Annotated in this window: 17 protein-coding genes and 1 pseudogene; 7 read left to right on the top strand and 11 right to left on the bottom strand. The window is 73.6% G+C overall.

Going from position 1 to position 19,922, the window contains the following annotated elements:
- Positions 1-24 precede the first annotated feature (24 nt).
- The 3 genes and pseudogenes from Acit_RS04480 to Acit_RS04470 all read right to left on the bottom strand — a co-directional run bounded on the left by Acit_RS04480 (position 25) and on the right by Acit_RS04470 (position 4,367).
- Positions 25-2,430, bottom strand: a complete 2,406-nt coding sequence (locus tag Acit_RS04480) for a molybdopterin cofactor-binding domain-containing protein (RefSeq protein ID WP_248106161.1) — start codon at positions 2,428-2,430, stop codon at positions 25-27.
- A gap of 86 nt (positions 2,431-2,516) precedes the next feature.
- Complete coding sequence (locus tag Acit_RS04475; RefSeq protein ID WP_248106151.1) at positions 2,517-3,128, bottom strand: nucleotidyltransferase family protein; 612 nt, start codon at positions 3,126-3,128, stop codon at positions 2,517-2,519.
- Positions 3,125-4,367: pseudogene (locus Acit_RS04470) on the bottom strand (XdhC family protein). The gene Acit_RS04475 and the pseudogene Acit_RS04470 overlap by 4 nt, the downstream one beginning before the upstream one ends.
- A 95-nt stretch (positions 4,368-4,462) precedes the next feature.
- Between Acit_RS04470 and Acit_RS04460 the strand changes: the two are divergent.
- A complete protein-coding gene (locus Acit_RS04460) occupies positions 4,463-5,194 on the top strand; it encodes an SRPBCC family protein (RefSeq protein ID WP_248106145.1) in 732 nt (243 codons plus the stop codon).
- Positions 5,195-5,256: 62 nt separating this feature from the next.
- On the opposite strand, the gene Acit_RS04455 is transcribed toward Acit_RS04460, so the two are convergent.
- From Acit_RS04455 to Acit_RS04440, 4 genes are all read right to left on the bottom strand, one after another.
- Positions 5,257-5,499: a hypothetical protein gene (locus Acit_RS04455; protein WP_248106143.1), complete on the bottom strand. Its 243-nt coding sequence runs from the start codon at positions 5,497-5,499 to the stop codon at positions 5,257-5,259.
- 160 nt (positions 5,500-5,659) lie between these two features.
- Complete coding sequence (locus tag Acit_RS04450) at positions 5,660-6,178, bottom strand: YceI family protein (RefSeq protein ID WP_248106142.1); 519 nt, start codon at positions 6,176-6,178, stop codon at positions 5,660-5,662.
- Positions 6,175-7,386 (bottom strand): NAD(P)/FAD-dependent oxidoreductase, encoded by a 1,212-nt coding sequence (locus Acit_RS04445; protein WP_248106140.1) that lies wholly within the window; start codon positions 7,384-7,386, stop codon positions 6,175-6,177. Before Acit_RS04445 ends, Acit_RS04450 begins: the two co-directional genes overlap by 4 nt.
- Before the next feature lie 111 nt (positions 7,387-7,497).
- On the bottom strand, positions 7,498-8,868 hold the full coding sequence (locus Acit_RS04440; RefSeq protein ID WP_248106138.1) for an MBL fold metallo-hydrolase: 1,371 nt from the start codon (positions 8,866-8,868) through the stop codon (positions 7,498-7,500).
- A gap of 123 nt (positions 8,869-8,991) precedes the next feature.
- On the opposite strand from Acit_RS04440, the gene Acit_RS04435 reads away from it, so the two are divergent.
- Genes Acit_RS04435 through Acit_RS04410 form a run of 6 tightly spaced genes read left to right on the top strand, consistent with a single transcriptional unit; the run spans position 8,992 to position 16,913 of the window.
- Positions 8,992-9,873 (top strand): GntR family transcriptional regulator, encoded by an 882-nt coding sequence (locus Acit_RS04435; protein ID WP_248106136.1) that lies wholly within the window; start codon positions 8,992-8,994, stop codon positions 9,871-9,873.
- Between the two features lie 9 nt (positions 9,874-9,882).
- Complete coding sequence (locus tag Acit_RS04430; RefSeq protein ID WP_248106135.1) at positions 9,883-10,815, top strand: LysR family transcriptional regulator; 933 nt, start codon at positions 9,883-9,885, stop codon at positions 10,813-10,815.
- Between the two features lie 33 nt (positions 10,816-10,848).
- The gene (locus Acit_RS04425; RefSeq protein WP_248106134.1) at positions 10,849-11,307 is read left to right on the top strand and encodes a WhiB family transcriptional regulator; all 459 of its coding nucleotides are present in this window, start codon (positions 10,849-10,851) and stop codon (positions 11,305-11,307) included.
- 33 nt (positions 11,308-11,340) lie between these two features.
- On the top strand, positions 11,341-12,915 hold the full coding sequence (locus Acit_RS04420; protein WP_248106132.1) for a 4Fe-4S dicluster domain-containing protein: 1,575 nt from the start codon (positions 11,341-11,343) through the stop codon (positions 12,913-12,915).
- A 39-nt stretch (positions 12,916-12,954) separates the two neighbouring features.
- A complete protein-coding gene (locus tag Acit_RS04415) occupies positions 12,955-15,927 on the top strand; it encodes a molybdopterin dinucleotide binding domain-containing protein (RefSeq protein WP_248106130.1) in 2,973 nt (990 codons plus the stop codon).
- Positions 15,924-16,913 (top strand): molecular chaperone TorD family protein, encoded by a 990-nt coding sequence (locus Acit_RS04410; protein ID WP_248106128.1) that lies wholly within the window; start codon positions 15,924-15,926, stop codon positions 16,911-16,913. The genes Acit_RS04415 and Acit_RS04410 overlap by 4 nt, the downstream gene beginning before the upstream one ends.
- On the opposite strand, the gene Acit_RS04405 is transcribed toward Acit_RS04410, so the two are convergent.
- The 4 genes from Acit_RS04405 to Acit_RS04390 all read right to left on the bottom strand — a co-directional run bounded on the left by Acit_RS04405 (position 16,871) and on the right by Acit_RS04390 (position 19,901).
- Positions 16,871-17,635, bottom strand: coding sequence for a class II aldolase/adducin family protein (locus Acit_RS04405; RefSeq protein ID WP_248106125.1), 765 nt, complete (start codon positions 17,633-17,635; stop codon positions 16,871-16,873). The two genes, Acit_RS04410 and Acit_RS04405, sit on opposite strands and share 43 nt — an antisense overlap.
- Positions 17,636-17,811: 176 nt before the next feature.
- Positions 17,812-18,228, bottom strand: a complete 417-nt coding sequence (locus Acit_RS04400) for an acyl-CoA thioesterase (protein ID WP_248106123.1) — start codon at positions 18,226-18,228, stop codon at positions 17,812-17,814.
- 66 nt (positions 18,229-18,294) lie between these two features.
- A complete protein-coding gene (locus Acit_RS04395) occupies positions 18,295-19,125 on the bottom strand; it encodes a hotdog fold thioesterase (RefSeq protein ID WP_248106121.1) in 831 nt (276 codons plus the stop codon).
- A complete protein-coding gene (locus tag Acit_RS04390) occupies positions 19,122-19,901 on the bottom strand; it encodes a hotdog domain-containing protein (protein WP_248106119.1) in 780 nt (259 codons plus the stop codon). Before Acit_RS04390 ends, Acit_RS04395 begins: the two co-directional genes overlap by 4 nt.
- Between the last annotated feature and the right edge of the window lie 21 nt (positions 19,902-19,922).

The following is a 19,922-nucleotide window of genomic DNA, read 5'->3' as shown; positions in this document are numbered from 1 at the left end:
TTCGTCCCGAGTCGGGATCGGCGGTCAGTAGTCGTAGAGCTCGGACGGGTCGCGGCGGGGGTCCGGGAGGGGCTGGAGGGGTTCGACGGGCACCGGGCCCGGCGGCGGGGGCGCCCAGCCGATGGTGGGGTCGATGATCGGGAAGCTGGTCGGCACCGTGCCCGTGGCCCGGGCCCAGGCGTTGGCCACGGCCCCGACGGCAGCGGGCACGGCCAGCTCCCCAGCCCCGCCCGGCCGGTCGGTGCTGCGGGGCATGACCACGACGGTGACCTCCCGGGGGGCCTGGTCCTGCCGGATGAACTTGAAGTGGCCCCAGCCGGACTCCACGGGCAGGCCGGCCTCCACGTGGTTGCCCATCTGGAGGACCAGCGAGATGCCGTCGGTCAGGCCGCCGAGCATCTGGCCTTCGAGGGACAAGGGGTTCACCGGCAGCCCCACGTCGACGGCGACAGCCGCTCTCGTGACGCGAGGGAGGGCCGGATTGCGGGTGTCGAGCTCGACCAGCACGGCGCAGAACGACTGGTACTCCTGGTGGAAGCCGATCCCCTGGGCCACCCCCGCGGGCAGCGACCGTCCCCAGCCCCCGACCTCGGCCACCTTCTCCACCACCGCCCGCTGACGGTCGTTCTGCAGGAAGCCCAACCGGAACGTCACCGGGTCCTGGCCGAGGGCGGCTGCGATCTGGTCGACCACGATCTCCTCGGCCCCCCGGGTGTTGTAGGAGAAGACCGACCGCCAGCTGTCGGTGTTGAACGCCAGGGGCACCTCGGTGAGGAGCTGCGTGACCACCCCGAAGTTGTACGGACAGGTGATGGTGGTCTCGAACAGCGTCTGGCTGAAGCCCAGCTTGCCGAGGCCGGTCCGGTCCAGGCCGGCCGTGATGGCCTCGCCGAGGCCCGGGGACACATCGGTAGTGACCGAAGTGACCCGGTGCTCGAACGCCAGGACCTCGTCACCGAGGAGGGTGGCTCGGATCCGGTGGTGGGCCTGGGGGTGGGCCCGGCCGTGGCGCATGTCGTTGGTTCGGTGCCACATGAGCCGGACCGGCAAGCCGGCTGCCTTGGAGATCTGGGCCGCCTCCAGGGCGGCGTCGAAGAACAGGGTCCGGCCGAAGGATCCCGGGCCCCGCACGACGTTCACCACCACCGCGCTGGGGGGCAGGCCGACCGCTTCGGCGATGGCTTCCAGGGCGGCGATGGGGGTCTGGAGGGGAGCCCAGATGGTCGCCGAGTCGTCCCGGACGTCGGCGACGGCCATGTTCGTGCCCATAGGAGCGTGGTTCACCGGCGCCCAGTCGAAGTCGAAGGCCAACGTCCGGGCCAGGGGTGCTGCGGGCAGGAAGGGGACCACGGGAGCCTCGATCAGGGCCTGGCGGACGGTGGCGTTGCTCTGGTCGGCCACCGGCCCGGGGCTGAAGGTGGCCTCGACGGCGTCGACCCCGTCGATGGCCTGGCCGAAGGTCCTTGCGATGACCGCCACCCCGAAGGGGAGGGGAACGGCCCGCAGCACGCCGGGCATGGCCTCGACCGCGGCCCGGTTCGTGAACGAGAGGAGTCGGCCGCCGATGGTCGGGGCGCGGCGGACCATGGTGGGGTAGCCGGGGACGTCGAGGTCCACGGCGTAGCGCTGGGCGCCGGTCACGATCGCCGGGTTGGCCCGCTGGGGCACCGGCGTGCCGACGATGCGGTAGGTCGAGGGGTCCTTGGGGGTCGCCGGGACGGCCAGGGTGGTGGGGGAGGCTGCGAGGCCCGACAGCTGGCCGTAGCTCACCCGACGACCGTCGGGGGCCACGACGACCCCGTCCTGGACGGTCAAGGCGGAGGTGGCCTCCCCGAGCAGGTCGGACGCCGCCGCCAGCAGCCGGCCTCGGGCCGCGGCCGCAGCGGTCCGCACCGGGTCCCACAGCGATCGGATGGCGTTCGACGAGCCGGTCAGCTGGTTGAAGACCAGCTTCGGCTCGGCGGGCGCCAGGGTCACCTCCACCTGCTCCAGGGGCAGGTCGAGCTCGTCGGCGATGATCATGGCGACCGCGGTCTCGGTGCCTTGGCCGTTCTCCTGCCGAGGCATGGCGAAGTGGGCCACGCCGTTGGTGTCGACCGAGATGGTGATGAGGTTGGCGGTGGGCAGGCCAGCCAAGATGAGCAGGTCGCCCAGGTCCACGACGTCTGCCGGCTGGGGCAGGCTCGGGATGCCCTCGGGGGCGGGCACCGTCAGGCCGCCCCCGCCACTGGCGCCGCTGGTCGCCGCGTTCGCCGGCGCGCTGCCCAGGGCGTCGACGGCCACCACGAGGATCGGCGCGCCGATCACGTAGGCCAGGAACTGCCGGCGGGTCGTTCCCCCCGGCCGAGAGGCCGGCCGTCGGACGGTGGCCGCCAGGGCCTCTTCGACCAGGGAATGGCCAGGGGACGGTTCGACAGCACCAGGGGGCATCGGCGTACCTCGCTCGCTCGTGCCCCCCGTGGTGTTCGTCGGGCGGGTGGGACCGGCCACCCCTCCGCCGTGTCGCTGCCCGCTTTCTACGTGGTTCCCGCCTCGAGCGCAAGCCGTTCCAGGCGGGCGAGGTCCTCGGGCCGGTCGACGTCGAGCAGGGGATCGGCGCTCGCCACGGTGCCGACCAGCTCGGGGCGGCGACGGGCCAGGACCGACGCCCCGCCGTCCCCGGCGCTCGGCAGGAGCGGGAAGACCGAGCGCGCCAGGCGAACCGGCGGGCAGCGGACCCCGTCGGTCTCGCTGAAGGTCAGCGGGGCCGTCCCGTCCCGCACCGCCCGCCAGGTGGCCGGGGAGACCAGCGGCTGGTCCCCGAGGCCGATCACCAGGGCCTCGGCCCGAAGCCCCTGGGCCCAGCGCACGGCGGTCTGCAAGGACCCGGCCATGCCCTCCGCCCAGGCCGGGTTCTCCAGCACGACCACGTCCTCGGGCAGACCCAGGGGGCGCAGGTCGACCGCCCCTTGGACGACGGCCAGGCCGTCGAAGCCAGCAGCCAGCGCGTGCTCCAGGGCCCAGCAGACCAGCGGCTTGCCTCGGAACGGGACCAGCAGCTTGTGACCCGGCCCACCGAACCGGCTGCCGGCGCCGGCGGCCAGCACGGCGGCCACGGTCCCGTTCGGTCGGCCCAGGGCCGAGCTCACGCCGGGGCGACCGCCTTGTGGATCGGTCCGTCGAGCTCCCGCAACGAACGCCCGCTGGCGCCGGTCCGACAGGCGATGATCTCGGCGCAGATGGCGATCGCGGTCTCCTGGGGGGTCCGGGCACCGATGTCCAGGCCGATCGGGGCCATGAGCCGGCCCAGCCCCGCCTCGTCCACCCCGGCCTCTCGCAGGCGCTCGACCCGCTCGGCGTGGGTCCGCCGCGAACCCATGGCCCCCACGTAGCCCGCCCCGGTCCGCAGGGCGGCCAGGAGGGCGGGGACGTCGAACTTGTGGTCGTGGGTCAGCACGCAGACGGCGTCCCGCGGGCCCAGGCGGCCGCCCCGCTCCTCGAGGAAGCGGTCCGGCCAGGCCGCCACCACCTCGTCGGCCCGGGGGAAGCGCCGGGGGGTGGCGAAGACCGGTCGGGGGTCGCAGACGGTCACGCGGTAGCCCAGGAGCTTCGCCGCGTCGACCAGGGCGGCGGTGAAGTCGACCGCCCCGATCACCACCATCTCGGGCGGGGGGGCGTAGACGTCCAGGAACACGGCCACCGCCTGCCCCCGGGCCTCGCCCCGGGGCCCGTAGTGCCGGGTCGTGGACCGGCCGGCGTCCAGGGCACCAAGGGCGTCCCGGGCCACGGCCGCATCCAGGTCGCCCTGCCCGAAGGAGCCCTCGGGGGCTGCGTCGGGACGAAGGACCATGTCCGCTCCCAGGGGGGCTGAACCGTCGCTCTCGACCACGCTGGCGACCACCACGGGCTCACCGGCCCGGACTGCCTCGGCTACTGCCCGGAACGTCTCGGCTCGCACCCTCGACCCACCCCCTCGGACCGATCCCGCTGTCCTCGCCGCCAGACCCTGGACCACCGACCCATCGACCCGGCTCGCCCCAAGCTCCCGGCCTGCTGCTCGAGCGGGCCCTCGCTCACGGGGTCAGGGGCTCGATGAACACCCGAATGGTGCCGCCGCAGGTCAAGCCGACAGCGAAGGCCTGTTCGTCGGAGTAGCCGAAGGTGCAGAGCCGGGGCCGTCCCTCGGCCAGCACGCCCATGGCCTCCTGCACCACCGCACCCTCGACGCAGCCGCCCGAGACCGAGCCGGCCACCTCGCCCTCGGCGCTCACGGCCATCGTGGCGCCGGGGTCCCGGGGGCCGGAACCCTCGACGGCCACCACCCGGGCCAGGGCCACGGCCTGCCCCGCCGAGAGCCAGCGGTCCACCTCGTCGAGCACGTCTCGCATAGCGACACCGGTAATCTACCGGGGCGTTCCCGTCGTTCGCGCACCGTGCCTGCCGGCGGTGTCGAGCGGCCCGATCGAGAAGGGGGCGGAGCGGCATGGAGCTGACCAACGAGCTCGAGGTGCCGGTCGGCGTCGACCAGGCCTGGGCGGTCCTCACCGACCTGGAGCGCATCGCGCCCTGCATGCCCGGAGCCCAGCTCCAGGAGGTGGTCGGGGACGAGTACCGCGGGGTGGTCAAGGTGAAGGTCGGCCCCATCACCGCCCAGTACCGTGGCGCGGCCCGTTTCGTCGAACGCAACGACCAGGCGCACCGGGCCGTCCTGCGGGCCGAGGGCCGAGACACCCGCGGGCAGGGCACGGCGACGGCCACCGTCACCGCCACCTTGGAGCCCCGGGGGGAACGCACCCTGGTGAAGCTCCACACCGACTTGGCCATCACCGGCAAGGTCGCCCAGTTCGGCCGGGGCGTCCTGGCCGACGTGAGCAGCAAGCTCCTCACCCAGTTCGCCGAGCGGCTCGAACACGACGTCCTCGCCGGCAACGGCGCACCGGAGAAAGTCGGGTCGGGCAGCCGCGGCGACGAGGCTGCCAGGGAGCAGCACGCGACGAGCCAGCCTGGACCCGGCGAGGGCCCCGCGGGGACGGCGACCAGCAACGGCGCCCCCGGTGAGCGTCGGCAGGTCCCGCTCCGAGAGGTCGAACCGGTGGACCTGCTCGAGACCGCCGGCTCCCCGCTCCTCAAGCGCTTGCTGCCCCTCCTCGGCGGGGTGGGGCTCCTGGGGGTGGTCGTCGCACTCTGGCGCCGGCGGCGGGTCCGGCGCCGCTGAGGAGCGGGCGGCCAGAGGGTGACGACCAGGGCCAGCCGAGCACCAGCGGCAGGCTGGTGGCCTCAGGCTGCGAGTTCGTGCACGCCCGGGCGCTCGGCGAGGCGAGCGGGCACCTCCTCGGTGAGGGCGACGCCGAGCATGCGGACGGCGTCGCCGAGCGCTGCGGCGCCGGTGCGAACCAGGTCGGCGACCTGGTCGCTGGCCAAGGTCTGCTGGGCGATCTGCAGGACGTCCTCCAGCCCAGCCTCCCCGAGCTTGGCGCCCAGCAGGAAGCCGATGGCGACCCCCAGTGCGAGCTTGATCACGGCCACTCCTCCTTGTCGTCTCTGCGGTCTCGGTCTTGCCAGTCGCGTGCCCCGGCGGCGTCGGCTGGCTCCAGGGACGAACCGTCGCCGGGGCGGGTCGGTTCCCGGATCACCGGTTGCCGAAGCGTCCCCCTGGTGGTGAGGACCGGGGTCCCTCTCCTCAGGTCTTGACCCGTCGGGCGGTCAGGTCGACTTGCACGGTGAAGTCGGGGTGGACCTTCATGCCGAGCATCTTCGGCGGTTCGATGCCCAGTTCTCGGACGTCGAAGCGGTGGCTGCCCCGGACTTCGAGGGTGTCCTCGTCGACCACCGCCACCTCGACCCGCTCGGGGAAGGTCACGGTCGTGCCTTGGACGCTCAGGCGCAACTCGAGAGCCAGGCTGCCCTCATCGGCCCCCTCGGCCCGCTCCAGTGCCACCACGACGTCGGGGTGACGGGTCACGTCGAGGCGCTTGGGCAGCTCCCGGTCGTACATGGCGTTGCCGAACGACAGGGCGGTGACGGGGAAGCGCAGCTCTCCGCCCACCGGCTTGCGGAGGTCGACCTGTTTGCCGTCCAGTTCGGCCTCCAGCTCGCCCCGCAGGCTGCCCGGTCGCAGACTGCCGTGGATGGCGTGGAGGCTCGACTTGCCCTCGAGTCGGATTCGGGACGCCTCGGCGTCCACCGTCCAGCGGCTCACGCCAGGCCCTTCAGCATGAGGTTCCAGTACATGTAGGGCAGCCCGTAGCGCTTGAGCAGCCACATGTCGTACCGCTCCCGCTGGGTGTCGATGAGCGGGAGGGTCGGATGGGGCTTCATGGTGTAGTCGAACTCCGCCAGCAGCATGCGGTTGCGGGCCGTGGTGATCGGGCAGGAGGCGTAGCCGTCGTAGGCCGCGGGCAGCTCCTTGCCCTCCATGACGGCCAGCAGGTTCTCGACCACGACCGGCGCCTGCTTGCGGATCGCCGCCCCGGTCTTGGAGTTCGGCGTGCTCCCGGCGTCACCGAGCGAGAACACTTCGGGGAACCGGACGTGCTGATGGGTGTTCTTGTCCACCTGCACGTAGCCGAAGGGGCTGTCGGGATCGGCCAGGGGGCTCTGCTTGATCCAGTCCGGGGCGCTCTGGGGCGGCGTGACGTGGGCCATGTCGTAGGTCACCTGGGTCTTGGCGTCCCCGTTGGCGTGGTCCACGATGGTCGCCGTCCTCGAGGCCGGGTCGAGCTCGACCACCTCCGAGCTCAGATGGACCTCGATGCCGTAGCGGGCGACCACCTGCTCGAGGACCTTCGAGAACTCCGGGACGCCGAACATGGCCGGGGTGGGCAGGACGAGGACCGGGCGGATCGACGAGAGCACCCCGGTGCGCCGCCAGTAGTCCGCGGCCAGGTAGCAGATCTTCTGCGGGGCCCCGGCGCACTTGATCGGGCCGGCCGGCATGGTGAAGAGGGCGGTGCCCCGCTCGGTCCGCTGGATGAGCTCGCAGGTCTTCGGGGCGGTCTCGTAGGTGTAGTTGCTCGAGACCTCCGGGGACGCCATGGCCTCGGGCAACCCGTTCACCTTGCCCCAGTCGAGCTGGATCCCCGGGCAGACGACCAGGAAGTCGTAGCCGATCCGCCGACCGTCGCCCAGGGTCACGACCTTCGCCTCGGGGTCGACCTCGGCGGCGGCGCCATGGATCCAGGTCACCCCCCGGGGCATGACCTCGGCTTCGGGCCGGACCGACTCCTGGACCGGCGCGCAGCCTCCCCCGACCAGGGTCCACAGCGGCTGATAGAAGTGCTTCTCGGACGGCTCGATCACCGCCACGTCCTCTTGCTCCTTGCGGAGCAGGCGGGAGGCCACGGTGATGCCGGCCGTCCCGCCGCCCACGATGAGGACCCGGTGGTGCTCGGACGAGTGCTGGGTCATGCTCCCTCCCCCTTGTGTTGGCTGGTCTGCTCCCCCGACCTCCCTGTGGGTGACCGGCGCCCTCAGGGACTCGAGGACCCCCCGTCGCCGCCCGGCCCGGCGGCGAAGAACCTACTGCCGGCCTGGGACCACGGGCAGACCCACCTGGGCGGCCCGCTGGAAGTCGTCGTCCACGAGGACCACGTCGAAGCCCGCGCGGTCCAGGACGGACGCCGCGATCGCGGCTCGGAACCCGGCGGCGCAGTGCACCCAGAGAGTGGTCCGGGGCAGCTCGCCGAGACGCTGTTCGAGGTCCTGCAGCGGGACGTGCAGCGACCCCTCGATGAAGCTCGCCCGCCGTTCGTCCTCGCGGCGGACGTCGAGCACGGTCACTGCCCCCGGCCCCCCGGCCGCCACCACCCCCGCGAAGTCGCTCACCGGGTACGAGCGCCGCTCGACCCCAGCGGCCAGTGTGTCCAACGAGCCCACGGCGGCCCCGCTCAGCTGCCGGTCGATGCCGATCCGCACCAGCTGGCGCCGGGCTGCTGCGACGTCCTCGGGCCGGTCGCCCACCAGGGTGATGGGTCCCTCGAACGGGGCCACCCAGCCCAGGTAGGTGGAGAAGAGCGTGCCCATCTCGATCCCGACCGTGCCGCTTAAGTGGTCCTTCGCGTAGGCCCGCCGCTGGCGCAGGTCCACCACCCACTCGCCGGCCCGGATCCGGCGGGCCAGCTCCTCGGGGTCGACCGGTGCCGGCGGATCGAGCGAGACCGCCTCGGGGCCCTCCCGGTTCAGCCGGCCCATGTGGGCGTAGTACCGGGGATAGGCGGTCAGGCCGGCCAGGAGGACCCGCACGAACTCGTCTTCGTCCTCGACCTGGGCGGCCAGGTTGCTCCGGGCCTCGTCGCCGACCGTGCTCGTCGCCGCCCCCGAGGACTGGGCCGAGGAACAGAAGCTGCCGAAGCCGTGGGTGGGATACACAGCGACCTCCGGTGGCAGCTCTCGGACGAGTCGCCGGGCCGATCGGTGCTGCGCCCGGGTCAGTTCCTCGGTGACCTCCGGGCCGATGAGGTCGGTTCGACCGACCGTGCCGTAGAGCAGGGACCCCCCGGTGAACACCGCCACCGGCTGCCCGTCGTCGACCACCAGGTAGGACAGGTGGTGGGGGGTGTGGCCGGGGGTCTCGAGGACCTGGACCACGAACCGGCCCACCTTCACCTCGTCGCCCTCGGCGACCCCTCGCCGGGGGAAGGCCACGTCGTCGGCCGCCGACACCAGGTACTCGGCACCGACCTGGCGGGCCAGGGCCAGGCCGCCGGTGACGTAGTCGTTGTGGAGGTGCGTCTCGCAGACCGCGCCGATCGACACCCCGGCTTCCTCGGCGACGGCCAGGACCCGGTCGAGGTCCCGTTGCGGATCCACCACCAGGGCCGTTTCCCCGTCGTGCACCAGGTAGCTCCGGTCACCGAGCTCGGGGGTCTCGATCGTGACGACCTCTACCACGGTCTGCTCCTTCCCCTCCCCGGCACCGTCCCGGCACCCGGCGCCTCGGATCTCGCGTGGTGGGATTTCCGACGACCACGGTCAGATTTGCTACAATGTCCTGACGATAGGAGGATAAGGGTGATGGCCGAGCGGCGCAAGGGGGGGGTCGGTCCGAAGAGAGCACCGGGCGACGCGCACCCGGTCCGTTCCCGCTCCCGCCTGGCCAGCGCGGTGGACCGAGCGAGTCCCGTGCCCTTGTGGGCCCAGGTCTACGACGACCTCCGTCGGGGGATCCTGGCCGGGGCCTACAAAGCCGGCTTCCCGACGGACTCGGAGCTCGTGGCGCACTACGGGGTGTCCCGACCGACCGTCCGGGAGGCGGTGCGCCGCTTGGTCGCCGAGGGCCTGGTCGAGCGAGAGCGGGGTCGGGGGAGCCGGGTCCGGCCCCAGCCACTGGTCCAGCCGCTCGGCTTCCTCTACAGCCTCTTCCGGGTCATCGAGGCCCAGGGCGTGGTCCAGACGAGCGTTGTCCGGCGGCTCGAGGAACGCCGGGACCCGGCCGTGGCTGCCGAGCTCGGCCTCCCGGCGCGGGCGCCACTTCTCTTCCTGGAACGGCTCCGGCTGGCCGGCGAGGACCCTCTGGCCCTCGACCAGGCCTGGCTCCCCGCGGCGCTGGCCCGACCGCTCCTCGAGGCCGACTTCTCCCACACCGCCCTCTACGACGAACTGGCGGCTCGCTGCGGGGTCGAGCCCGAGGAGGGCCGAGAGGAGATCCGTCCGGTCGTGCCCGATCCGGCCACCCGCGGGGTGCTGGGGCTCGGTCGGGGAGAGGCGGCGCTGCTGATCGAGCGGCGCACCTGGGCGAGGGGTGCGCCCCTCGAGCTGCGGCGCTCCGTGGTCCGGGGCGACCGGACGGCCCTCGTGGCCGAGTGGCCCCGGCACGGTGCCGCCGAGGCCGGGCGGCTCCGTCTCCTGCCGCGGGCCGACGAGGCCGCCCCCGCCGGCCGGCGACTGCCCCGGTAGGCTCGGGCCGTGCACCAGGGGGTCTCCGACCTCGGGGCGCTGGAGCTGCTCGTGGCGGTGGCCGACCTGGGCAGCCTCGGGCGAGCCGCCCGTCGCTACCAGCTCACCCAGCCGGCGGTCAGCATGCGCATGACCACCCTCGAGCAGCGCCTCGGCGTCCGGCTCCTCGTCCGGGACCCCTCCGGGACCCGCCTGACCCCCGAGGGTCAGCAGGTGGTGGCTGCGGCCCGGGAGCTCCTGGCCAGCGCCGAACGGCTCGGCGCCCTGGCCGACCGTCTCCGGGCCGAGGCCACCAGGCACCTGCGGGTCGCCGCCTCCTTCACCGTGGCCGAGCACCTCCTGCCCCTGTGGGCCCAGGCCCTCCGCCAAGGCAGTCCCGAGAGCATGCTGTCCCTGGACGTCCTGAACTCCAGCCGGGTCCTGACCGAGGTGGTGGCCGGCCACGTTGACCTCGGGTTCGTCGAGGGCACCGACCGCCACCTGCCCCAACTGGCCAGCCGGCCCGTGGCCAGCGACCGGCTGGTGGTCGTCGTGGCCCCCACCCACCCCTGGGCGCGTCGGCGGGTCCCGGTCAGCGGCCCCGAGCTGGCCGAGGCCCCCCTGGTGGTCCGGGAGCCGGGTTCTGGCACCCGGGAAGTCCTCGACGAGGCCCTCCGCCCCTACGGTGGCGTCCGGCCCCGCATGGAGCTCGGCTCGTCCTCGGCGGTGGTGGCCGCCACCCGCCGGGGGGAGGGTCCGGGGGTCCTGAGCGCCCTGGCGGTCGCCGACGAGCTGGCCGCCAGCGACCTCGTCGAGGTCCCGGTGGACCCGGCCGTCGACCTCACCCGCCGGATCCGGGCCGTCTGGCTCCGGTCCACCGGCCTCGCGCCCCTGGCCCGGCGGCTCCTCGCCCTGGCCGCTCCCAAGGACGACTCGGGGAGGGTGCAAGCAATCCACGGGTAGTCACCTCGTCGAACGCGGCGCATCCTTGTGACCATGGGAACGACATCGGCTGGGCGCAGTGTCCAGGTCGGGGGTGCGGCCCGTCGAGGCGTTCCCGCCGCCCGGCCCCGTCCGGTCATCGCCGAAGCCCGAGGCTGGTCCCTGGAAGAAGTGCTGGAGGGCGCCTGGCGGGACCAGGCCGCCTGTGCCGGTGCCGGGCCCGCCGTCTTCTTCCCCGTCGGCCAAGGCGCCCTCGGCCAGCGGCAGGCGGCCCACGCCAAGGCCATCTGCGCCACCTGCCCCGTGGCCGAGCCCTGTCGGCTCTTCGCCCTGATCACCGGCCAGGAGTACGGCGTCTGGGGCGGCCTCGACGAGACCGAGCTCCGGGCCCTCCGAGCCAAGCGGCGCCGCGGTCGCCATCAGGGCAGTGCACCCCTCACCGGGCTCCCGACGGCGGACCCGGCCGCCAACCCCAAAGGTCTGCTGAGGGGATGCCAAGGAGTTGCCTCCTAGTCAGGCCGACAGGGGGGCCGTAGCCTCCCAGTGATGACGACCCTCGCCGAACCGCCCGCTGCGCCCGACCTCGAGCGTGCCGGCCGGCCCCGGTGGGTCAAGGTCCTCGACCAGACCCGCTGCATCGGCTGCCACGCCTGCACCACGGCCTGCAAGAGCGAGAACGACGTTCCCCTGGGGGTCACCCGGACCTACGTGAAGTCGGTCGACGTCGGCCACTTCCCCCAGGTCCGCCGGGCCTTCCAGGTCACGCGCTGCAACCAGTGCGAGGACCCGCCCTGCGTGGCCGCCTGTCCCACCGGGGCCATGCACCAGCGGCCCGACGGCATCGTCGACTTCGACAAGTCGATCTGCATCGGCTGCAAGGCCTGCATCGCGGCCTGCCCCTACGACGCCATCTTCATCAACCCGGAAGACCACTCGGCCGAGAAGTGCAACTTCTGCGCCCATCGGCTGGACATCGGACTGGAGCCGGCCTGCGTGGTCGTCTGCCCCACCGAGGCCATCTTGGTCGGGGACCTCAACGACCCCAGCTCCAAGGTCGCCCGGATCGTCCAGCGCGAGCCGGTGGCCGTCCGCCGGCCCGAGAAGGAGACGAGGCCGGGTCTGTTCTACAAGGGGGCCCACCAGAGCACCCTCGACCCCTTGGCTGCTGATCGGCCCGAGGGCGGCCTCTTCGCCTGGGCCACCCAAGGGCACCCCGGGGAAGGCGGGCTGTTCTCCCAGGAGGTCGTCTCCGGACACCCGGCCCACGCCAACTCCTCGGCGGCGGCCCTCCTCTCCTACGACGTGCCCCACCACGCCCCCTGGGGGTGGCGGGTCAGCCTCTACACCTGGACCAAGGGCATCTCGGCTGGGGCCGTCCTGGCCGCCGTGCTGGCCGTCGTGGCCGGTCGGCTCCACTGGCACGACGCCCTGGTCCGTTTCGCCGCCCCCTCGGCCGCCCTCGTCTTCCTGGCCATCACCGGGGTCCTGCTGATCTGGGACCTCAAGCATCCGCTGCGCTTCTACATGATCTTCACGAAGCACCAGTGGCGGAGCTGGCTGGTCCGGGGGTCGGTGGCCATCTCGTTCTACGGGGCCGCGGCCACCGCCATGCTCGGCGCCGGCATCGCCGACGCCCGAACCGCCCAGGAGATCTCAGCCGCCTTCGCCGTGGCCGGTGGCCTCGCCGTCGCCTGCTACACCGCCTGGCTCTTCGCCCAGGCCAAGGCCCGGGATCTCTGGCAGAGCCCCCTCCTGCCGCCCCACCTGGCGGTCCAGGCCGTCCTCGTCGGCGGCGCGGTCCTCCTGGCTGTCGCCCACGGCATCGGGCCCCACGGGGCGGTCCCGGCCCTCGCGGCGGCCGTCGGTGCCGCCGCCGCTGCCCACCTGCTCTTCGTGGCCGGCGAGGCCACCTTGACCCACCCCACCGCCCACGCCCACCTGGCCGCCCGGGAGATGACCCGGGGTCGCTTCGCCCCCGCCTTCTGGGCCGGGGTCGTCCTCGTCGCGGCCGCCGTCGCCGCCCCCTGGATCGGGGTGGCCGCCATCCCCCTGGCCCTCGTAGGCCTGATCTGCCACGAGCACGCCTACGTCCAGGCCGGTCAGGCCGTTCCCCTGGCCTGAGCGGCTCGCCGACCAGCGGACTCGAGGAGGAGAGACGACATGGACGACCCGACCGCCATCCCGCACACCAACGGCCGGACGCTCACCGACCTGGGCCGCCGGGTCCAGGCCGCCAGGGCCGAGGTGGAGGCCCGGGGGGAGACCTTCTACCAGGGGCCCTCCCGGATCCACCTGGCCTCCTTCCCCCCCAAGGAGCGCTGGGACGACTGGGTCGAGCTCGACAGCCGCAGCTGGCCCAAGCGGGTCGAGCGCCACGCCATGCTCGTCCCCACCACCTGCTTCAACTGCGAGTCCGCCTGTGGTCTGCTCGCCTACGTCGACCGCGAGACCCTCCAGATCCGCAAGCTCGAAGGCAACCCCGAGCACCCCGGTTCCCGGGGCCGGAACTGCGCCAAGGGCCCGGCCACCATCAACCAGGTCACCGACCCCGACCGGATCCTCTACCCCCTCAAGCGGGTCGGCGCCCGGGGCGAGGGCAAGTGGCAGCGGGTCTCCTGGGACGAGGCCCTCGACGCCCTGGCCGCTCGCATCCGAGCCGCCCTCGTCGAGGGACGGCACAACGAGATCATGGTCCACCTCGGCCGGCCGGGGGAGGACGGCTTCACCGAGCGGGTGCTCGCCTCCTGGGGCGTGGACGGCCACAACTCCCACACCAACGTCTGCTCCAGCGGCGGGCGCACCGGGTTCCAGTTCTGGTGCGGCATCGACCGTCCCAGCCCCGACCACGCCCGGGCCAAGGTCATCTACCTCATCTCCTCCCACCTCGAGACCGGCCACTACTTCAACCCCCACGCCCAGCGCATCACCGAGGCCCGGGCCCGGGGCGCCAAGGTCATCGTTCTCGACACCCGCCTCTCGAACACCGCCACCCACGCCGACTACTGGCTCTCGCCCTATCCCGGCTCCGAGGCCGCCATCAACCTCGCCATCTGCCGCCACCTCATCGTCACCAAGCGCTACGACCGGGAGTTCGTCCGGCGCTGGTGGAACTGGGAGGAGTACCTCCGGGCCTGCCACCCCGAGGTCGAGCCCACCTTCGAAACCTTCGAGCGGATCCTCGCCGAGCTCTACGACCAGTACACCTTCGCCTTCGCCGCCAAGGAGTCCGGCATCGACGAAGCGGTCCTCGCCGAAGTGGCCGAGGTGGTGGCCGACGCCGGCAGCGCCTTCGCCTGCCACTCCTGGCGCTCTGCCGCCGCCGCCAACCTCGGGGGCTGGCAGGTCAGCCGGACCCTCTTCATGATCGCTGCCCTCCTCGGGGCGGTGGCCAAGCCGGGGGGCACCTTCCCCAACGCCTACAACAAGTTCGTGCCCCGGCCCATCCACGTCCCGCCCCACCCCGGGGTCTGGCAGGAGCTCAGCTGGCCGCTCGAGTACCCCCTCGCCCAGAACGAGCTCTCCTTCCTCCTGCCCCACTTCCTCAAGGACGGCCGGGGCCGGCTCGACACCTACTTCACCCGGGTCTACAACCCGGTCTGGACCAACCCCGACGGCCTCTCCTGGATGGAGGTCCTCACCGACGAGCAGCTCGTCGGCTGCCACGTGGCCCTCACCCCGACCTGGAACGAGTCCGCCTTCTTCGCCGACTGGGTCCTCCCCATGGGCCACAGCCCCGAGCGCCACGACACCCACTCCTACGAGCAGTACGACGGCCAGTGGATCGGCTTCCGCCAGCCGGTCCTCCGGGCGGCCCGGGAGCGACTCGGGGAGCGCGTCACCGACACCCGTCAGGTCAACCCCGGGGAGGTCTGGGAGGAGAACGAGTTCTGGATCGAGCTCTCCTGGCGCATCGACCCCGACGGTTCGCTCGGCATCCGCCCGTACTACGAGTCCCGCGAGCGGCCGGGCGAGAAGCTCACGGTCGACGAGTACTACGCCTGGATGTTCGAGCACTCCGTCCCCGGCCTGCCCGAGCGCGCCGCCGCCGAGGGCCTCACCCCCCTCGAGTACATGCGCCGCTACGGGGCCTTCGAGATCACCCGCGACCAGGGCCCGGTCTTCGAGCGGCCCGTCCCCGAGGAGGAACTCGTCGACGTGGCGGTGACCGACACCGGCCGGGTCTACACCGCCGCACCCCGCCCCGACTCGCCCAACATCGTGCCCATGGGCGCCCCGCCCCCCGACGACCAGGGGCGCCGGCCCGTCGGCGTCCTCGTGGACGGCCAGGTCCTCCGCGGCTTCCCCACGCCCTCGGGCAAGCTCGAGTTCTGGTCCTCCACCCTCGCCTCCTGGGGCTGGCCCGAGCACGCCCTCCCCGGCTACATCAAGAGCCACGTCCACCCCGACCACCTCGAACCCGGGCAGATGGTGCTCCTCTCCACCTTCCGCCTGCCCACCCAGATCCACACCCGCTCGGCGAACTCCAAGTGGCTCGACGAGCTGGCCCACGCCAACCCGGTCTGGATCCACCCGAGCGACGCCCGCCGCCTCGGCGTCCGCCGCACCGGCGACCTCGTCCGGGTCGAGACCGAGATCGGCTACTTCGTCGCCAAGGCCTGGATCACCGAGGGCATCCGCCCCGGGGTCGTGGCCTGCAGCCACCACATGGGCCGCTGGAAGCTCCAGGGGCACCAGACCGGCCAGCACCAGGCCATGGCCACCGTCACCCTCCGCAAGGAGCAGGGCAGCTGGCGCATGAGCCGGGTGGCCGGCGTCGGACCCTACGACTCCTCGGACCCCGACACCCGCCGCATCTGGTGGACCGACGTCGGCGTCCACCAGAACCTGACCTTCCCCGTCCACCCCGACCCCATCTCCGGCATGCACTGCTGGCACCAGGCCGTCCGGGTCCGCCCGGCCGAGCCCGGCGACCGCTTCGGGGACATCGCCGTCGACACCCAGCGCGCCCGCGACGTCTACCAGCGCTGGCTCGCCATGACCCGGCCGGCCCACACCGTCTCGCCCGACGGCACCCGCCGGCCCTCCTGGCTCATGCGACCCTTGAAGCCCACCCCCGAGGCCCAGCGCCTCCCCGAACGGGCGGCCAGCGGCGCCAGCCGGGACGGCTCGTGAACGCCACCGGGCCCTCCGCCCTGCCCGCCCGGGCGGCCGACGCCGCGGGCGCCGACGCCGTAGCGGCCCGGGCCGAGGTGGCCGAAGCCCTCGCCCAGCTGCTCGCCACCCCCGGACCGGGCCACGGCCGCGTCGCCGAAGCCCTCGGGCTCCCCGGCGAGCCCGACCCGGCCGCCCACACCGAGGTGACCGTCTTGGCCTGCCACCCCTACGCCTCGGTCCACCTCGGGCCCGAGGGCATGCGGGGCGGCGAGGCCGCCGACCGCGTCGCCGGGTTCTGGCGGGCCCTCGGCGGCACCCCGGGTCCCGACGCCGACCACCTCGGCGCCCTCCTCGAACTGGCGGCCGAGCTGGCCCGACGCGAAGCGCAGGCTGCGGAGCCCGACCGGGGCGCGGCCTGGCGACGGGCCCGGGCCGCGCTCCTCTTCGAGCACCTCGCTCCCTGGCTCGTCCCCTGGACCCTCGAGGTCGCCGAGCTCGCCGACCCCTGGTTCGACGCCTACTGCCGCCTCCTCCTCGCTTGGTATCGCGAGGAGCTCGCCGAACTCGCCCCCGACCTGCCCGCTGGGCCCGACCGCCTCCCGGTGGCCCTCGCTGCCGCCCCGCCTGGGCTCGCCCCCAACGACGGCCAGCGCCTCCTCGACCACCTCGTCGCCCCGGTCCGCTGCGGCCTCGTCCTCACCCGGGCTTCCCTGGCCCGGGCAGCCAAGGACCTCGGCGTCGGCTTGCGGCTCGGCGAGCGCCGTTTCCTTCTCCGCACCCTCCTCGAGCAGGAGCCGGTCGGCACCTGGGCCTGGCTGGCCACCGAAGCCTCCCGCTGGGAGGAGGCCCACCGGGCCTGGGCCGACCAGGGGCTTCCCGACCAGGGCTCTGCCCGTTTCTGGTCCGAACGGGCGGACCGTGCCCGCCAGGTCTTCGAGGAGCTCGGCCGCCTCGCCGAGGATCAGGTCAGCAGGTCCGGCTCGGCGGCCACGATCCGGTCGTAGAGCGGCTGGAAGCTGAACCACCCGGCCACCTCCGAGCCGACCTGTCCGTGGGTCTTGCGGGCCTGCTCCGGATCGATCAGCACCAGGGGGCCAGCCGCTTGCGCGAGGAGCTGGGCCTGGCAGGACCGGTCCATGGCCACGAACCACCACACCGCGGCGTCCACCGAGCTCCCCACCGTCAGCAGGCCGTGGTTCCGCAGGATCACCGCCTTCGCGTCCCCGAGGGCATGCGCGATCCGCTTGCCCTCCTCCAGGTCCACCACCACCCCGGTGTAATCGTCGAAGAGGCCGTGGTCCTCGTAGAACGCGCAGGCGTCCTGGGTGATCGGCTCCAGCAGCCGGCCCAGCGCCGAGAACGCCTTGCCGTGCATCGAGTGGGCGTGCGCCGCCGAGACCACGTCGGGCCGGGCCTGGTGGACCTGGCTGTGGATGGCGAACGCCGCGGTGTTCACCGGGTACTCGCCTTCCACCACCTGGCCCTCGGCGTTCACCCGGATGAGGTTCGAGACCCGGACCTGGGAGAAGTCCACCCCGAAGGGGTTCACCCAGAACGTGTCCGGTTCCCCGGGGTCCCGGGCGGTGATGTGCCCGGCGACTCCCTCGTCGTAGCCGAACCTGGCGAAGAGCCGGAAGCCTGCGGCGAGGCGCTGTTTGCGGTGCAGCCGCTCCTGCTCCACCGTGTCGAAGGTCGGCAGCCTCCGGTGCCGGGGCGGGTCGGCCATGGTCCCCCTCCTTCCCCTCGTCCTTCTCTGCAGGCTACTGCCCGCAGCCGTGGTCCCGGAGGTGGGCGGTCGTCGAACCGGGTCGCCGTGGGGGAGGGCTCGGCGCCTCGAAACACAACATGACACACAAACTCCACAACGCCGAGCGGGGGTGGGGCGAGCCGGCGGAGCGGCGTTCAGCTCGAGGCGAGGTCCTGCAGCCACGTAGGCAGGCGACGGGGTCGCCCGGCGCGGTCGACGGCGGCGTGCCAGGTCCGTCCCGTCGCCACCCTGGTCCCCCCGACGAACGCCTGGTAGCAGACCTCGAAGCGGGCCCGGTGCAGGGCGCCCAGGCGGGCCTCGACCCGGACCAGGTCGTCGAAGCGGACGGCGTGCTCGTAGCGCACCTCGGTCCCGACCACGGCGAAGTCGAGGCCGTCGGCCCGAAGGTCGGCGTAGGGGTGCCCGAGGGTTCGCAACAGCTCGACCCGGGCCACCTCGAAGTAGAGGAGGTACGACGCGTGATGGACGACGCCCATGGCGTCGGTCTCGGCGAAACGGGCCCGGAGCTCCACCTGCGCGCCCGGGCCGCTGCGGCGGGGGTCGAGGGGCACCGCCGCAGTCTGGCGGCGGCCGGGCGACACCGTCCAGTGGGCAGCGCGCCTCGGCTCCGGCCCGGTTCAGGGCTCGGCCAAGGTCACCTGGGCGGTGGCCACCTGCCGAGCGTCGTGTCCCTCGTCGACGATCTCGACCTGGGCGGTGAGCGCACCGGTTCCCGCCGGACGGACCCGGGCGCGGGCGCGGACCGGTCCGGTCGTGGCGGGCACCAGGTAGCGGAGGCTGAGCCGGCGCACGGTCCAGGACGGCCCGGCGAGCCGGCGGGCGGCGGCGTCGGCCAGGACGGCGGTGAGACCCCCGTGGAGGATCCCGAGGGGGTTCCGCAGCGTGTCGGCCAGCTCGACGCGGACCGGTTCGCTCCGCTCCTGGCTCGTCGCCAGGTCGACCAGGGCAGCGAGGGGCCGACCGAGCTCGGGTTCGGGGGCTGGCCGGCGGAGGGGTCGGGGCCGGTTCGAAAGCGTCGGGACCCGGACTCGGGCCGAGCTGATCAGGGCGACGGCGCTCGCTTCGGGTGCCTCGGGCGAGCCGAGCAGGACCTGCGACGCGGCGCTGCGCCGGCCGGCGTGGAGGAGGCCACCGCGGGCGACGAGGGTGCCGCCTTCTGGCCAGGGGTCGGGACCAACGAGGAGGGTCAGGGTGCTGGTCACCACCCAGTCGGGCTGGAGGGCGAGCCCGCAGGTCATCCCGCCGACGGTGTCCACCAGGGCAGCCAGCGGGCCCGCTGCCAGTCGCCCGCCGGCGAGCAGCAGGGGAGGGCTGGCTGGTGCCCGGCCGATCACGGCCGCCGGGGCGTCCCCTGCCGGGGGTTCCTCTTCGAGGGCGAGGCCCAGCCAGGCGCTGACCGGGTCGGCTGGCCCCTCCCAGCGGGGTCCGATGCTGCCTTCGTCGCTCATGCGGCCAACCGCCCGGCGAAGCCGATGCCGGCCCAGGCCACGGGAGGCCCGCCGGCAGGCTCCTCGAGGAGGACGCTGAGGGCCCCGGGGTCCTGGGAGCCCGGGCGGGCCAGCAGGGGACCGTCGGTCGCCCGCAGGTAGGCGAGCTCCACGTCGAGGGCCCCGGGCAGGACGCTCGGCTCCTGCGGCCTTCTCCGTTCGACGCCCGTCACGAGGGCCAGGGCCGCCTGCACGCCGCCGTGCAGTTTGCCGACCCGGTTCGCCACGGCGGGCCCCGGCTCGAGCAGCCAGCCGCCTGCAGCGTTGGCCCGCAGGCCGAAGGTGGCAGGGGAGAGCTCGGCGGGCGCGTCGGGCAGGACGGGTGGTCCCACGGGGTCGGCGACGGGCAGCGGGCGGGGACCGTGGTCGCCGAGCAGAGCGGCGCTCACCTCGGCGGCGCCGACCTCCCCAAGGTCGACGGCCAAGACGGCCAGGCTCCGGCCCCGACGCACCACCCGCGCCTGGAGCAGGAGCGGACCCTGGAGGGCGCCGGCCACCAGGCTGGCCCCGAGGTCGGCCGTGACCGCAGGGCCCGCGCCGCTCTGGGCGAGGCAGCGCATGGCGACGACGTCCAGGGCGCTCACGGCAGCGGCGGCCCGCAGGGCCAGGTCCAGGGGGCTCGCCGGGCCACGATCGGGCAGACGGAGAGCGCCGGCGCTGCGGTCCCCGAGGCGTCCCACCTGCAAGCCGAGGCGCGCGAGGACGTGGCCGGGCGGCGGGTAGGGGACCTCGGACACGGCTGGACGGTAGCCACGGTG

The sequence above is a fragment of the Aciditerrimonas ferrireducens genome, assembly GCF_023130475.1.
Taxonomy (GTDB): Bacteria; Actinomycetota; Acidimicrobiia; order Acidimicrobiales; family UBA8190; genus Aciditerrimonas; species Aciditerrimonas ferrireducens.
This window is presented reverse-complemented; position numbering and strand designations above follow the sequence as displayed.